At 49.7% G+C, this 15,333-nt stretch carries 14 protein-coding genes and 1 riboswitch; of the genes, 3 read left to right on the forward strand and 11 right to left on the reverse strand.

Features of this window, described 5'->3' with window-relative positions; genetic code table 11:
- Positions 1–72: 72 nt before the first annotated feature.
- The 10 genes from ABEW32_RS24295 to cobD form a co-directional block, all read right to left on the reverse strand.
- Positions 73–1,701 (reverse strand): cobyric acid synthase, encoded by a 1,629-nt coding sequence (locus tag ABEW32_RS24295; protein ID WP_430192576.1) that lies wholly within the window; start codon positions 1,699–1,701, stop codon positions 73–75.
- A 38-nt stretch (positions 1,702–1,739) separates the two neighbouring features.
- Entirely contained in the window at positions 1,740–2,609 is an 870-nt protein-coding gene (gene cobS / locus ABEW32_RS24300) for an adenosylcobinamide-GDP ribazoletransferase (protein WP_430192578.1), read from the reverse strand.
- Positions 2,606–3,166 (reverse strand): bifunctional adenosylcobinamide kinase/adenosylcobinamide-phosphate guanylyltransferase, encoded by a 561-nt coding sequence (gene cobU, locus ABEW32_RS24305; protein ID WP_430192580.1) that lies wholly within the window; start codon positions 3,164–3,166, stop codon positions 2,606–2,608. Before cobU ends, cobS begins: the two co-directional genes overlap by 4 nt.
- On the reverse strand, positions 3,163–4,233 hold the full coding sequence (gene cobT, locus ABEW32_RS24310; RefSeq protein WP_430192582.1) for a nicotinate-nucleotide--dimethylbenzimidazole phosphoribosyltransferase: 1,071 nt from the start codon (positions 4,231–4,233) through the stop codon (positions 3,163–3,165). The genes cobU and cobT overlap by 4 nt, the downstream gene beginning before the upstream one ends.
- 38 nt (positions 4,234–4,271) lie before the next feature.
- Positions 4,272–5,108, reverse strand: coding sequence for an ABC transporter ATP-binding protein (locus ABEW32_RS24315; RefSeq protein WP_430192584.1), 837 nt, complete (start codon positions 5,106–5,108; stop codon positions 4,272–4,274).
- The gene (locus ABEW32_RS24320) at positions 5,105–6,151 is read right to left on the reverse strand and encodes a FecCD family ABC transporter permease (protein WP_430192586.1); all 1,047 of its coding nucleotides are present in this window, start codon (positions 6,149–6,151) and stop codon (positions 5,105–5,107) included. The genes ABEW32_RS24315 and ABEW32_RS24320 overlap by 4 nt, the downstream gene beginning before the upstream one ends.
- A complete protein-coding gene (locus tag ABEW32_RS24325; protein ID WP_430192588.1) occupies positions 6,148–7,155 on the reverse strand; it encodes an ABC transporter substrate-binding protein in 1,008 nt (335 codons plus the stop codon). Before ABEW32_RS24325 ends, ABEW32_RS24320 begins: the two co-directional genes overlap by 4 nt.
- 209 nt (positions 7,156–7,364) lie before the next feature.
- Positions 7,365–7,580: riboswitch (cobalamin riboswitch) on the reverse strand.
- A gap of 95 nt (positions 7,581–7,675) precedes the next feature.
- The gene (locus ABEW32_RS24330; protein ID WP_430192590.1) at positions 7,676–8,428 is read right to left on the reverse strand and encodes a histidine phosphatase family protein; all 753 of its coding nucleotides are present in this window, start codon (positions 8,426–8,428) and stop codon (positions 7,676–7,678) included.
- A gap of 14 nt (positions 8,429–8,442) precedes the next feature.
- Entirely contained in the window at positions 8,443–9,414 is a 972-nt protein-coding gene (gene cbiB, locus ABEW32_RS24335) for an adenosylcobinamide-phosphate synthase CbiB (RefSeq protein WP_430192592.1), read from the reverse strand.
- Positions 9,404–10,507, reverse strand: coding sequence for a threonine-phosphate decarboxylase CobD (gene cobD, locus ABEW32_RS24340; RefSeq protein WP_430192594.1), 1,104 nt, complete (start codon positions 10,505–10,507; stop codon positions 9,404–9,406). The genes cbiB and cobD overlap by 11 nt, the downstream gene beginning before the upstream one ends.
- Before the next feature lie 164 nt (positions 10,508–10,671).
- Here cobD and lplA point away from each other — a divergent pair, with 164 nt between their 5' ends.
- Positions 10,672–11,673 (forward strand): lipoate--protein ligase, encoded by a 1,002-nt coding sequence (gene lplA, locus ABEW32_RS24345; RefSeq protein WP_430192596.1) that lies wholly within the window; start codon positions 10,672–10,674, stop codon positions 11,671–11,673.
- A 162-nt stretch (positions 11,674–11,835) separates the two neighbouring features.
- Positions 11,836–12,636, forward strand: a complete 801-nt coding sequence (locus tag ABEW32_RS24350) for a Cof-type HAD-IIB family hydrolase (RefSeq protein WP_016820665.1) — start codon at positions 11,836–11,838, stop codon at positions 12,634–12,636.
- A gap of 140 nt (positions 12,637–12,776) precedes the next feature.
- Here ABEW32_RS24350 and ABEW32_RS24355 read toward each other — a convergent pair whose 3' ends face one another.
- Positions 12,777–13,688 (reverse strand): DMT family transporter, encoded by a 912-nt coding sequence (locus ABEW32_RS24355; RefSeq protein ID WP_430192598.1) that lies wholly within the window; start codon positions 13,686–13,688, stop codon positions 12,777–12,779.
- Between the two features lie 132 nt (positions 13,689–13,820).
- Between ABEW32_RS24355 and ABEW32_RS24360 the strand changes: the two genes are divergently transcribed.
- Positions 13,821–15,329, forward strand: a complete 1,509-nt coding sequence (locus ABEW32_RS24360; protein WP_430192600.1) for an aminotransferase-like domain-containing protein — start codon at positions 13,821–13,823, stop codon at positions 15,327–15,329.
- The last annotated feature ends 4 nt before the right edge of the window (positions 15,330–15,333 follow it).

Here is a 15,333-nt window from a genome sequence, read left to right on the forward strand (position 1 = left end):
ATATCCTAAAAAAGGTATCTCTTAGTCACAAAAATGACTGTAGAGATACCTTTAATTTTTACAAATGATTTTTTATGAAATTGGTGAACTTATCCCCAGGATGCGATAAATTTGCTCCATATCCAAATGAGTGCGTACCACCTCTGCGACACGGTCAAACTCTTGTTCCTTGGCTTCACGCACAGTAAAAGTGCTGTCCAAAGGTACCAAGCCCTTGGCTTGTCTCAGTCCATCCAACCAAGACCTGCGAAAACGGTCATTATCAAACACACCATGCAAGTAGGTTCCCCATACCCTACCGTCTGTCGTGCCCCAACCTTCCTCAAAGGCGGTTCCTTCACCACGCCGAATCTGGAACAATGTTTTCATTTTTGTTGAGACTAGAGCCTTGTCTATAGATATGCGCGGTTCTGGGACATACTCTGTAACACCCATATGTATTTCATAGCCTCCAATGACTGGTTTCGAGGCAGAACCTGAATCAGATGCAGAGCTTAGCAAAAGCGGGCAATGATTAGACAGGGTTCCTTGAACGCGCACGGTTTGCTTTTCCTTTAAGAAGGTCGTGGATAGTGCTAGCCAACCTAACCCATCTGCCTGCTGCGGCAACCCAGATTCGACGGCATCGGGATCAAAAAGCGCTGTACCCAGCATCTGATAGCCTCCACAAATGCCAACCAGCTGCGTGCGTCCTGTCTTCACGGCCTCTCGAATGTCATCCTCCAGCCCTCTTTCACGCAATTCCAGCAGGTCTCCGATGGTGTCTTTGGTTCCTGGTAAGATAATGGCATCTGGTACGCCCAATTGTCCGGCCTCTGTAACATAACGCACGCTTACGTCTGGCTCTGCAGCCAAAGCATCTGTGTCGGTAAAATTGGAAATACGCGGATATCGTATCACCGCAATATCCAATTCTTTATCCTTTGCTGATTCCTTAGGCTTCTTGTCCAGTACCACCGAATCCTCTGCCTCAATACGAATGTCCGGTAAATAGGGCAGTACACCGAGTACAGGAATGCCTGTCCGTTCTTCCAGCCAGTCTAATCCTGGTTGAAGCAGGGACAAATCGCCTCTGAATTTGTTAATGATAAATCCACGGATACGCTGTACTTCATGGGGCTCCAGCAACTCAATGGTCCCTACCAAAGAGGCAAAGACACCGCCCCGGTCGATATCCGAAACCAGCAATACTGGAGCATCCGCCCAGCCTGCAAGGTTCATATTTACAATATCGCGGTCCTTTAAATTAATTTCTGCCGGACTGCCTGCCCCTTCCATAAGCACAATATCATAGGTATCGCGCAGCCGATTCAGCGCATCCATAACGGTGTGCTTGGCTTGTGGCAAAAAATCCTTTCGGTAATCGGAGGCGCTCATATAGGCATAAGGTACACCGTGTACAACAATTTGTGAGTGCATATCCTTGACCGGCTTAATCAGAATCGGATTCATGTCGGTCGTCGCCTCAATACCACAAGCTTCAGCCTGTACTCCCTGTGCACGTCCAATTTCCTTGCCGTCCTCGGTAACATAAGAGTTTAACGCCATATTTTGTGACTTAAACGGTGCGGGACGGTAGCCGTCCTGCAGAAAAATCCGGCACAGTGCGGTCGTCACCACGCTTTTGCCCACATCCGACGCTGTTCCTTGAAGCATTAATATAGCTGCCGGGTTCGTGCGGGACGGTTCGAAAGTTGACAATTGCCTCTTCCCCTTTAACGAATTCATTTCAAATTTGGTCACAGCCCGTACAAAATGACAATTAACAGCAACAAAACCGTCTCCAGCAATTCGTTCAAAGCTCCGTATATATCCCCCGTAAGCCCCCCAAGACGGTGGTTAATACGGTTTGCTGTAAAGGTTCCAACTCCGTAGGCCAAGAGCGGAAGCAACACAAATGTTATCCAGATTGGAAGACTTTCAGCATACGAAAGAAGCATCTGTAAGTGTGACCCTGCCAACGACAGGTTCCCTGATTCCTCTGTTACTGTGGCTACGCCTGCAAGAATATATTGGCCTGCGGCAGCACCTAGCGTCACGACTACAGCCCAGAATAGGGCCAGTCCGACACGTCCACCACTCATATCTGCAAAACGCGCCGCCAGTCCATCATCGTTGCGGGCTTTAGGCCAGCGCTTCATTGCATGTACCATAAACCAACGGCTCCAAACCATCGGAAGCAACAACAAGCCGGACACATTCCGTTCAGCCAGCACGGTATACAGCAAAGCAGCCTTGAGCATGAGTAGCAGTACACAAGCAATAACCCCCATCGCTCCTACACGGCTATCTTTCATAATCTCCAGCATCCGTTCACGGGACCGGTAGCTGAATAAGGCATCAGCCGCATCCATCCACCCATCCAGATGCAGGCCGCCTGTCAACCAGACCCAGATAGCCAGGGTAAGAATCGCACACGGCAGTGGTGGCAGTACCATAGTAGTAATCGATGCAAAGCCCCAAACGATAATGCCAATAACCACTCCAACCAGCGGATAATAGCTTGCACTGCGTTTCAGCAGCTCCGGGGAAAAATCCAGCTCCGCCTTGACCGGTAGACGGGTTAAAAATTGAAAAGCCGCAGCAACAGCCTGACGTTCACGGCTCATAGCTTATATTCCAACTGTTTAAGTTCTACGGGAATGCCCGCCGTCACTAAAAAAACTTCATCACAAAGACGGGCGATCCGCTGATTCATCATTCCGCTCAAATCCCGGTACAGCCTTCCAAGTGGATATTCTGGTACAATACCGTCACCGACCTCATTGGTTACGATGACGAGCGATCCCGAATACTGCTCCACAGCTGCCGTCAGTTCATCCATGGCGGCTCTGGCCGCTGCTTCGCCGTCCTCACCCGCGGCCAGCAGCACGTTCGACAGCCACAGAGTCAGGCAGTCGACCAGCACCATAGGCGCAGGCTGCGACGCTTGAGCATCGCCAAGCTGTCGCAGCAGCTCCGGCAGCGCCTGCGCTTCCTCCAGCGTCTGCCAGTCATACCCGGCAGAATTGCGCTGGAGTCGATGAAGGGCGATGCGTTCCTTCATCTCCACATCATAGGCTTGCGCTGTTGCAATGTAGCAGGCGCGCGGGGCGCGCGACATGCATAATCGCTCGGCAAAGTCGCTTTTTCCGCTGCGTGCCCCGCCGGTCACGAGCGCCTTCATCGCTGCGCGGCTCCCTGACCGTCCGATACGCCTGCATCGGCAAAGGTCGCCATTTCGCGCATAATACGGCACGCCGCATCAACCAGGTGCAAGCTAAGCGCACCGCCCGTGCCTTCCCCGAGCCGCATGTCCAAATGAAGCATAGGCTCCAGCTTGAGCTGGCGGAGCACCGCTGCGTGTCCACGCTCGTCCGAGGCGTGCGAAGCAAGCATGTACGCCGCGCTCGCAGGCGCAAGCGCGCGTGCAGCAAGAGCAGCCGCGCCGGAAATAAAGCCATCCAGCACGACTGGACAGCGGTGTGCGGCTGCGCCGAGGATGACGCCTGCCAGGGCGGCAATCTCCAGACCGCCGACCTTGGTCAGCACGTCGAGCGCGTCATTTCCATCTGGCTGGTTCACGTCCAATGCGCGGCAGACCACCGCTATTTTACGGGTAAGCCCCGCGTTATCTACCCCCGTGCCCCGGCCTACGATAACCTCCGGTTCCAGTTCGGTAAGGGCACATACGACCGCAGCACTGGCTGTCGTGTTCCCGATACCCAACTCCCCGGTAACGAATAGCCGTGTGCCATCTTTGAACGCTTTGGCTACAGCTTCAGCTCCGGCCAAAATCGCCTGCTCCGCTTCCGTGCGCAGCATCGCTGGACCTTTAGCCATATTCGAAGTGCCCATGCGTACCTTACGGTTCACCAAATTCGGGTGAGAAACATCCGCATTCACACCAACATCTACTACCTGGACATCGGCGCCCGCATGACGCGCCAGCACATTAATTGCTGCGCCGCCTGACAGCATGTTATACAGCATCTGCTGCGTGACCTCAGCTGGAAAGGCGCTAACTCCCTCTTCGCACACTCCATGATCCGCAGCCATGACCATCACCGTTTTACGAACAAATTCAGGCTTGTCCACTCCAGTTATTCCTGCTAGCTGAATGACCAAACTCTCCAGCTTTCCAAGACTTCCCGGTGGTTTTGTTAATTGGTCCAAATGGGCTGAAGCTGCCGAAGCCGCCACCCCATCCAGCTGGGCAACGCTATCGATCAATTGACGCAGCTTGTCGTTCATCCCTTCCACTCCCTGCTCCTTTTTATGTTCACCATATCCTATTGATCTCCTGTAGACGCAACGCCTCTGCGCAGCAAGAGCTGCGGCACGCCGCTATCGGGATGCGGAAGCATCACAGGCTCCACACCATATACACGACGAATCCGGTCCTCCGTTAACAAATCCGATGAAGCACCCAATCCCTCAACTATTCCATCCTTAAGTACAAGCAAATTATCGCAAAATTGAGCCGCCAAATTAAGATCATGCAGGACAGCAATGATTGTCACACCCGTTTCTTGACGCCATTCTGCCAGCAACTCCATAAATTCAAGCTGGTAGCGCAAATCTAGATAGGTCGTAGGTTCGTCCAGCAGCAATATCTGTGGCTCCTGTACCATCACTTTTGCCAATGCTACACGCTGTCGCTGTCCTCCACTCAAGCGGTCCAATGTTCTGTCGGCCAGTGAAGTGAGGCTTAATCGTGCTAGAACCCGATCGGTGATCGCCTCCACATCAACTCCCTTTTCCCTCCCTAGCCAGTCCTGATGAGGGAACCGTCCCATTTCTATAATTTCCCTAACGGTGTATCTCACTGAAGGTAGTCCCTCCTGCTGGAGAACAGCTACAAGTCGGGAAAGCTCTTTTCTGCTGTAGCTACCGATCCTTTGACCATAGATACGAACACTTCCAGCAGTCGGCTGATCTACACCAGAAAGCAGATGCAGCAAGGTCGATTTTCCACTCCCGTTCGGACCAATGATTCCCCACCAAGCTCCTTCATCTACGTTCCAGCTAATATTTTTCAACACCTGGAACTCTCCATAAGCACGGGTAAGACCTGCTACCTCTAGCGCCCGATCATGCACCTTCTGTGTTTCACTTTGTTCGGTCACAACAGATCCCCCCTGCGCAGCTTCTTGTTCCGGTACAGGAGATACGCAAAAAACGGTGCCCCAACAAAGGCCGTCATAACGCCCAGAGGAATTTCCGTTGGGGCCAGCAACGTGCGTGCTGCCGTATCTGCCCAAGCCATAAAAATAGCCCCACCCAGTGCAGATAACGGAACAATCATCCTATAATCAGGGCCTGTCATCAGACGGATAATATGGGGTACAACGAGTCCGACAAAACCAATGACTCCACATACCGAGACAGCGGCAGCTGTCAGCAGCGTGGATATGATCAGAACAGACAGCTTCGTCGCATCTACATGAACCCCCATATGAGACGCTTGACGTTCACCCAAAGCCAGAATATTCAGCACCCGTGCCCTGTTCCATAAAAAAAACAGTCCTATGATCACGTAAGGTAACAGAATTCCTGTATATGACCAACCTCGCAGACTAAGACTTCCCATCGTCCAATACAATATTTCATTGACCGTTTCCTTCGACATGGCTGTCAAAAAGGAAACAATGGCTCCGAGAAAAGATTGCATCACCACACCTGATAAAATGAGGCTTTGTGTGGGAATTTTCCCGCCTTCTCGTGCCAATGTCAGCACCATCCACAACGTCAGCATTCCGGTTATAAATGCTACTAGCGGAAGCGTCCATATACCCACAAATGAAAATTGGAGCCCCCAATAAATCAGTACTGCTGCTCCTACCGAAGCCCCCGAGGATACCCCCAGTGTATACGGATCAGCCAAGGGATTACGCAACACCCCCTGAAATCCGGCTCCCGCCAGCGCCAGCGCTGCTCCAACCAACATTCCCAGTAACACCCGTGGCAGTCTGACCTTTAAAATAATCTGCTCTGCGGATGTATTCCAATCCGGTATAAACGTATCGCCTAACCACGGTAGGTGGTTGATCAAAATACCTGTGATCTGGTTGACCGGAAGACTGACCGAGCCGATGCCAAGACAGAGCAGTAGCGTCAGCAGCAGCAAGACAAGACCTGTCCCCCCAAAACCGATCAGTCTACGGTTCATTTGAAAATTTCAGGGTACACGCCCTTAGCCACTTCCTTAAGACCTTCTGTTACACGTGGACCTGGACGGCTGATCAAATTATCATCTACGGCAAATACACGATTGTTACGAACAGCCGATATTTGCTCCCATCCACTGCGAGCTTTTATGATATCGCCGAGGGACTGGCCTGTTTTGTCATCCTTCACACTTTTGCTGTATAAAATCACGTCAGGGTTTGCAGCTATAATATTTTCCTCACTGATTTGGTACCATCCCTTCTGCGTGGCACCTACATTTTCGCCACCAGCTAACGTAATCAGTTCGTCCATAAACTCGCCTTTACCCACTGTCCAGCCTGGTGAAAACTCGACGTATACCCGCAGCTTCTGCCCTTTGCCGATATTTTTAACTCCTTCTTTCACTTCCGCTACATCTGCTCTCATCTTGTCAGTCACCGCTCTCGCTTCTTTCTGATGATCGGTGATTTTCCCATACAATTCGATGTTAGCTATGACATCTTCAACTGTCTTCGGTTCTGTTTTAAAAATCATAATTCCCATGTCACGCAGTTTAGTCGTAGCCTGTTCACTAAGTGAAATCCCTGCAAAAACGACATCAGGGTTCGCAGCAATAATCGCCTCTTCGTTCGGTTTCATAATACCGCCCACTTTAGGCTTTTTCGTAGCTGCCTCCGGGTAATCAGAGTAGTCGGAGACACCAACAATTTCCTTGTCCAGTCCGATAGCGAACAACGCCTCGGTTTCTGCCGGAGAGACGGAAACGATCTTGTCCGGTGCCTTTTTAAATGTAAATTCCTGACCTGTTGCATCCTTAACCGTTAGCGGGTAAACCGTTTTGCCCGGAGGCTCTTGTGCGGTTACGGTCTGTCCCGGCTGCTGTGAAGAAGCTTGGCCCGCTGTATTTTCTACATTTTTTCCATTCGCGCCACATGCACTCAGCACAACTGTCAATGTCAGCGCCAATAGACCTGTTGTCCATACCTTTATTTTTTTTCCTGCCATGATTTGCACCCCTTCATACAAAAATCGTTAAGAGCGTTACTTGAACATCATCCGATATTTTTCTCATTTCAGCCTTCTTTTCCTATCAAAAACCCCCGCATCCTCATATCAGGATACAGGGGTCACGTTAGCACAGATCGTGCGCAGGCGGGCAGCTTCTTTCCGCATGGACAGTCACTGCGAACACGTCATCCTTTCCTCGAAGGATTATGGTGACAGGCGGACGGGCAGGTATCCTGACTTATGGAAGAGGCATGCCCTGATATTCTTTCACATGCTTGGCGGCACATGTAACAGGGCTAATGAGCATGTTTCCATTTACAGTGGCGGGACCGCGTCGGAATCACACCGACTTCCCTTTTAACAGCGCAATGAAGAAAAGCAAGTTCCCTCACACGGCGCCGACCTCGTCTGCTGGATATTTGATGTAGTGTAGTCAAGCCGTTCTTTTACTTGATGATTATAGGTTAAAAAGAGTTAGCTTACAACCCAAACAGCTGCTTGATTCACCACAACTCCCCTAGTGAAAAAACAATTTTGCTATACAATTGTGCAGTCCTGCCAGCCTTAAGTGAAGCCTAATCGCTTCTCCCGGTTTTGGATTCAGGCTCCAAAAATCATGATCTGGTATCAGCATACAAACCAATTGGCGAATTACACCACCATGCGTGACAGCCAAAACAGAGGGCGGTGCAGCATTCAACTCTATTGGCTGAACCTCCAAAGCAATGCGCCACGCAAACAGAGAGTCAAGGAATTCGCGCAGACGGTTCACAAAATGGTCCCAGGACTCTCCTCCAGGCGGGGTGATTCGTTGTGGCTCATCAATCCAAGCACGATACAACGCCACATCCTTAAGCATGTCATACGTTTTTCCATCCCAATCGCCAAAGTGAAGCTCTCGCAGACGTGGTTCCATGATAGAAGGCATAGCAGATAGAGAACGTTCAGCCGGCAATGCTGATTCCGGCAAAATGATCTGCAAGGTCTGGCGACATCGCATTAAGTCGCTGCAATAGATTCGAGTAAAGGATTGGCCCTGCAATTTTTCCTGTACAGGCTTTAATTCCTGCTCTGCTCCCGGCAGCAAACCCAAGTCGGTGTGTCCCAGATATCGACGTTCCTTATTCCATAAGGTTGTGCCGTGACGAACTAGCACAAGTTCCATGTCCCACTGTAGATCTTCATTAGCATCATTCAGCTCACTAAGCTGTTGCAAGTTCGGACTTGGTACACGTTCTCGCGCTTTTTTTCCTTCTATATTTTGTTTCAAAATGATGTCACCCCTCACTGCACCCATCCCAGGGCAATACATCCTGCGGCCCCTAACCAACACAACCCTACAAACATAGTGGATACAGCGAACATCAGCCGGATTGTATGCCGGATATCTTTCGATTCCAGCGGTCGTATCGCTTCGCCCATATATGCTCGAAACGAGCGTATGCCATGATACACGTTATAGCCACCAAGACGAATCCCCAGCGCACCTGCCACCGCTGATTCGGGAAAGCCGCTGTTTGGACTGGGGTGCAGACGGGCATCCCGCTTGACTGTACACCAGCTTCGTGCAGCATCCAGCCGATACAACCAGGCCGCTATTACAAGCATAACTGCTGTCAGTCGAGCCGGAATGTAGTTAGCTACATCATCCAGACGTGCTGAGGCCCAGCCTAAATGCAGATACTTTTCATTTTTGTAGCCAACCATCGAATCAAGCGTATTTACAGCTCGATATGCCAGTGCCAAGGGTGCTCCTCCAATCAGAGCATAAAAAAGCGGGGAAATAATGGCGTCCACGATATTTTCAGCGACCGTTTCGACGGTACCACGTACGATTTCAGGCTCGTCAAGCTGCTGTGTATCCCTTCCGACAATCATGCCCAGTTCCCGACGTGCCATAGCCAGGTCGTTCGCCTGTAACGCTCGGTATACTGACATTCCTGCGTCCTTTAGCCCTTTGGAAGCAATCGTAGTTGCGATCAGAACAATTTCTGCGACGACGGACAACCACGGGTGAATCCAGGCAAGCACACGCAACAGCCCCCAGGCAAGCACAAAAGAGCCTCCTGCCACAATAAGTGGAAGCAGCATGCCCGCACGTTTCAGTCCCTGGTCACTGCGGGCCTTACGACGAATCGCTTTTTCCAATGCTGAAATGGCATGTCCCATGCCGATGACTGGATGCGGCAACCATCTCGGATCACCGATTAGCCTGTCCAGCAGATAGGCAGCCATGATAACCAAGCTAACGATCACGCCGCTGATCCTCCTCCAGCACTTCACGGAGTGCAGACAGCAGCCTATCGTTGGCTTCGGCGTCCTTGACCGCAATTCGAAAATGGCTCGCCGACAGCCCCGGATACATGGCACAGCTACGTATAAGAATTCCACGCTGTCCAAGTGCCCGCTGAATAGCTGATGCACTCCACGTTCCCGGCGCTCTTGCCAGCACGTAATTGGCTTCGCCGGGAACGACACCGCAGCCCCATTCCGCCAAGGCAGTCAGTAAGCGACTACGCTCCGTAGCAATCAGTTCCTGTGTGCGGCGCTCATAAGCTTGCCCACTTCTCAGACACGCCTCCCCGGCCAGCAACGCCAATCCATTAACACTCCAGGTCACCTGTTTGGCCGTCATTTGCCGGATATAATCTGGATGAGCAATCGCATAGCCCAATCGCAAGCCGGGAATGGCATAAAATTTGGTCATCGATCGGATCAAAATCACATGTGGAAAGCGATCCAGCACAGGCAATAGTGAGATTTGCCGTTCCAAAGGGATAAAGTCAATAAAAGCTTCATCCACTACCAGCACGGTATCCGTTCTGCCAGCCGCTTCTGCCAGCTCATATAGCTCCTGCTCGCCATATTGCACACCGTTCGGATTATTCGGCTGCCCAAGGAACAATACTTCTACCTGCTCCATGAGCTGAAGAATGTCGTCCACGTCCGCCTTCCATTGAAGCGAGGCCTTCCCGTATACCCGGTGGACCTCGGCTCCGAATTTGCGAGCCAGTTCAGCATATTCCGAAAAACACGGCTCCACTGTGCCCACTCGCTTGGGAGCCAAGCCCAATAGCAAAAGCGCCATGCTTTCAGCCGCGCCGTTACCGATGCTCAACGACTCGGGTGGAACCTGTAGTCGCCGTGCGAGCATATTTTTAAAATGGCGGTGTCCAGGGTCTGGGTAACGAATCACCGTGTCAAATGAGCTCTGCAGCGCCTCAAGCACCTCCGGTGGCGGACCAAGCGGATTAATATTCGCGCTAAAATCCACAAAATCCGCAGCAGCTCCTCCAAATGTCGCGGCAGCTGTTTCCCTGTCCCCGCCATGACCGTAAACCTCTATCATTGCCTATCATCCTTTCCGGCCATTTCCAATCATTTAGCTCCATTATGAGGCTGTTTTTTGCGTCCCGTCAATGCAAATGAGCTTTTGTGTACCTGGCTTACTTGGGTTACAATAGAGAGAGGCACACATAAAAATACACAGTTTGCATACACGGAGGAATGGACATGCTGTTCATCGACAATCAGGGCATACACGATCCAGCCATTAATCTTGCCATTGAGGAATACGCACTCAAGCATTTACCGCTGGATGACAGCTATCTGCTGTTTTACATTAATCAGCCTTCTATTATTATAGGCAAGCATCAAAACACCGTTGAAGAAATCAACGCTGAGTTTGTGAAAGACAATAATATTCAAGTCGTTCGTCGCCTGTCTGGCGGCGGGGCTGTATATCATGATCTCGGTAACTTAAATTTCAGCTTCATTACCAAGGACAACGGGGAGTCCTTTCATAATTTCCTCAAATTTACGCAACCTGTTATCGACGCCCTGCACCAAATGGGAGTAGAAGCCGAAATGACTGGACGCAACGATCTGCAAGTCGGAGAACGTAAAATTTCAGGAAACGCTCAATTTGCCACACGTGGACGTATGTTCAGCCATGGTACATTGATGTTCAACCTGAATCTGGACAATGTGGCTGCATCACTGCACGCCAATCCCGAGAAATTCAAATCCAAAAGCACAAAATCCGTCCGTAGTCGCGTGGCTAACATCAGCGAACTGATGGACCGAGAGATGACCATAGAACAATTTCGCGAGGAATTGCTGCGATCCATTTTTGGCTCAGAATTGGATCAGGTGCCTCAATATAAGCTCACCGATGAGGATTGGGCTAAAATCCATGAAATTTCCAAAGAACGCTATCAATCGTGGGATTGGAACTACGGTCTATCCCCTGAGAGCAATATCAAGCACACACGTAAATTCCCGGTCGGTATTATAGATATCCGCATGGATCTGAAGGAAGGCTACATCCGTGATATTAAAATCTATGGGGATTTCTTCGGTGTAGGTGATGTCGCTGATATTGAAAATATCCTGCGCGGCAAGCGCTATGATGAAGGTGAGGTCCGTCAAGCCTTATCCGCTCTCGATTTGAAGCATTACTTTGGTAATATTGAGCTGGACGACTTTGTTGGACTTGTATTTTTGGAAGACTAACCGTTACTTTTTTCCAAGGTTTCAAGCCAATACTTCAGTGGTTATAAGGGGACAGGCTCTTATGGGCGCCGTCCCTTTTTCAATGCAATATTGTCATTTTGAATATTATAAGATACAATTTTAATATTGCCCCATGATAGAGATAAAGGAGAGAATACCGATATGTATAAATTAATTGCCATTGATATTGATGATACTCTCATTAATGACCAGAAAGAAGTTACTCCAGCGACACAACAGGCTTTGGAAGCTGCTGTAGCTAAAGGTGTGGTGGTTACTCTCGCTACTGGACGAGCTTATGCCTCCGCGCACAAAATTGCACGCCAGACGGGGTTGAACGTACCGATCATTACCTACCAAGGAGCTTTGGTTAAAAACCTGCTGGACGAAAACGTGCTGTATGAGCGTTATGTTCCACTCGTAGCTGCACGTCGTCTGTATGAATTCTGCGTGGAACGCAATCTGCATTTGCAAACATATATAGATGACAAGTTGTACACACGTGAAGATAATCAAAAAATTAAAGATTACACCGAGCTGAACAACACGGAATATTTTGTAGAGCCTGTGTTCAGTAAAGTTATAGAGCAACCGGCTCCTAAATTGCTGATTATCGACGAGCCGGAAGTATTGGACGAATTAATTCCGGAACTTCGCGAATTGCTTGGCAGTGAAGTGCATATTACAAAATCGAAGCCTCATTTCCTGGAAATTATGCATCATGAAGGCACCAAGGGCCACGCTCTTGCCTTCCTTGCAAACCATTTTGGTTGTGATCTGTCGGAGACCATTGCCATCGGCGACTCTTGGAATGACCATGAAATGCTGGAATGTGCCGGTCTTGGCATAGCGATGGAGAATGCGATTCCTGATTTGAAAAAGCTGGCTGATTACATTACTCGCAGCAATAACGAAGACGGTGTTAAGCATGCCATCGACAAATTTGTACTCAATGTGGAATAAGCAAAAAAGTGATTATTAACAGATATTTTTGAATGAAGCATTACAACAACAAAGCCTCCAAACGCTGCATGTTTAGTAATATACGGCAGTTTGGAGGCTTTTTCTATCACATTACATCATATCCTAACAACTTCGAAATATCAGGCAGCAGAGCGTACTTTGCGTCTGTTCACCAGACGGATAATTCCGTTATTCATACACATCAACCCGGTCACAATGAGCAGCACCCCTGCCAGCATCCACCAGCTTACATGTTCTCCATATAAAAAAGCACCCAGGCCTACAGCAATCGGTGGTGAAATATAGAGCCATGTGGTCGGAAACAATGGATTTGTACGCGCCATAAGCCAGTAAAATAGTGTCTGCGCAATCATGGAGCCAAACAAAATCAAATAAAATAAAGAGCCTACGGCAGGCAGCAGATTCCATTCCCCAGAATTCCAAGGCTCCGTGAAAGCCGACAGTACTAGCAGCATCCAACCCCCATGGAACATTTGGGCTGCATTTAAGGCAATCGGGTTCGTATCACGAAACGCCTCCATGACTCGCTTGGAATAAAGGGCTCCTCCCGAATAGCATAGCTCACCCAGCAAAATGGCCATACAGCCTGCCAGCCACAGACCACTGATTTGAACGGCCAAGCCGGGCAATACCACCAACACGACCCCGAGAAAGCTGATCATGCAGCCCATAAGCGTAATTCGTGTTGTCTTTTGCCGCAGTATTGCAGACTGCATCAGCACAATCATCATCGGTCCAGTTGCTGACAAAATAGCACCGATCCCCGAACTGACATATTGCTCTGCCCAATACAGTGTTGAGAATGTACCGAAGGTCGTTCCCGTGCCAATCAGCAGCATTTCCTTACGCCATAATAACGACCACCGAACCTTTCCTGACAGCCTCATCGCAATAAACAAGATTGCCCCTGCTGCCATAAAACGTGCGCCTGCCGATAAGAATGGCGGAAGTCCTGCCTCCACTCCCACTTTGATAGCCAAAAATGTGGTGCCAAAAATAAGACACATAACTGTAAAAGCGATACCAATCATGACACTTCCCTCTCCCTTCTATTACTCACAAGCATACAAGGAGACAGACAGAACAGATGGACACCTACAGAACAGTTTTGTACGTTTTGGAAGTGCTGTATAGTACAATACACATAAAGGAGCGTGGACAGCATGGGCAAGGTTAACAGCGAATTATTGTTTTCAGCAGAAAATATCTCGACAGAGCCGAGCTTAAAGCTGTATGAGCAGGTCGTCCATTACGTAAATGTGCGGATTGATCGCGGGGACTGGCCAGCAGACGCTAAATTACCGTCCGTGCGAAGTCTGGCTCAGGAGCTGGGTGTGCATCGGTTAACCGTATTCCGGGCATATCAGGAGTTAAAGCAACAAGGACGCATCTATGTAAAAGATAAATCGGGATATTACGCTCATGCTTCCCATGCAGCAGAATTGGGAACATGTACTGCCTATTCGGAGCGCTCATCCACAAAGCGGATCTTCCAATCGGAATCCTTTTACATGGCAGACGATCCGTCTGTTTCCGTCTGGAGAGGACTGGATGGACTCACCCAGGTTCATGCCGTGAACGCAGACTTCCAATTTTCCAAGGCCCTGATTGATCCCTCTCTCCTGCCTAACCGATATTGGAGAGAATTAATGATGCAGCTGTTTGAAAAGCATCCGAAAATCGCGGCTACCTATTCTTCTGTGCAAGGAGATGCTGAGCTTCGTGATGCCATGGCGCAGCATTTTAGCACAGATAAGCATTTCGCAGTATCAACAGACGAAGTACTGATTACCTCCGGCGCACAGCAGGCTATCGATTTGGTTTCCCGTTCTCTGGTCCGTACAGGAGATCGTGTATTAATTGAACGTCCGGCCTATGGTCCCGCTATGGAAATATTCCGTAGACAAGGAGCCCGTCTGACTGTAACTGACATGCGGCCAGAAGGTTATGATATGGATCAGATTGAATGGTGCCTGAAAACGGAAAAACCGCGTCTCTTCTATATAAATCCGACCTTTCACAATCCGACCGGCTTTACGCTCCCTGATGAGCAGCGCAAACGGCTACCCGAACTAGCTGAGCGCTACGGCTGTCTTATTGTCGAGGATGACAGCACCTATGATATCAGCTTTGGTCAAAAGCCACCTTCTCCGATTTTCGCCTATGATATCTCGGGAAGCGTCGTCTATATTCGCAGCTACAGCAAATATGTCGCACCTGGTCTGCGAATCGCAGCCGTAACCTGTCGGCGCCAGCTCATGAACAGCCTGCTAAGCGTCAAAGCGTTGGTGGACAATGGATCGCCGTTGCTGAATCAAAAGCTGTTTTTACAGTATTTCCAATCGCCACGTATGCAGCAGCATCTAAAAAAGCTATGCATCGCGCTCCAGATTCGCAAGGAAACGATGGAGACCACTCTCCGTGATTCCGGTTGGACATGGACCAGCCCGGCGGGGGGACTCAACCTGTGGCTCCAACTACCTTCTACGATCAAACCTAATGAGCTGCTGGCCAAAAGTATACAAGAGTCTGTTTCCTTTGTGCCTGGCAATGTATTTGATCCCACCGGCGCAGAGGGTAAAACGCATATACGGCTGTCCTATTCCTACGCCAATGAGCTGCAAATCAAAGAGGGGATCTCCACACTTCTACGCATCAGTCGAACGATGTAAATCG

The organism is Paenibacillus jamilae, from assembly GCF_050482105.1.
Taxonomy (GTDB): Bacteria; Bacillota; Bacilli; order Paenibacillales; family Paenibacillaceae; genus Paenibacillus; species Paenibacillus jamilae_B.

Bases quoted from the DNA above. Each gene is read 5' to 3' on its own strand.
- cobD (WP_430192594.1), bottom strand. From the start codon at position 10,507: ATGATAGAGGTTTACGGTCATGGCGGGGACAGGGAAACAGCTGCCGCG.
- ABEW32_RS24360 (WP_430192600.1), top strand. From the start codon at position 13,821: ATGGGCAAGGTTAACAGCGAATTATTGTTTTCAGCAGAAAATATCTCG.
- cobU (WP_430192580.1), bottom strand. From the start codon at position 3,166: ATGAAGGCGCTCGTGACCGGCGGGGCACGCAGCGGAAAAAGCGACTTT.
- cobS (WP_430192578.1), bottom strand. From the start codon at position 2,609: ATGAGCCGTGAACGTCAGGCTGTTGCTGCGGCTTTTCAATTTTTAACC.
- ABEW32_RS24320 (WP_430192586.1), bottom strand. From the start codon at position 6,151: ATGAACCGTAGACTGATCGGTTTTGGGGGGACAGGTCTTGTCTTGCTG.
- ABEW32_RS24350 (WP_016820665.1), top strand. From the start codon at position 11,836: ATGTATAAATTAATTGCCATTGATATTGATGATACTCTCATTAATGAC.
- lplA (WP_430192596.1), top strand. From the start codon at position 10,672: ATGCTGTTCATCGACAATCAGGGCATACACGATCCAGCCATTAATCTT.
- ABEW32_RS24355 (WP_430192598.1), bottom strand. From the start codon at position 13,688: ATGATTGGTATCGCTTTTACAGTTATGTGTCTTATTTTTGGCACCACA.
- cobT (WP_430192582.1), bottom strand. From the start codon at position 4,233: ATGAACGACAAGCTGCGTCAATTGATCGATAGCGTTGCCCAGCTGGAT.
- ABEW32_RS24325 (WP_430192588.1), bottom strand. From the start codon at position 7,155: ATGGCAGGAAAAAAAATAAAGGTATGGACAACAGGTCTATTGGCGCTG.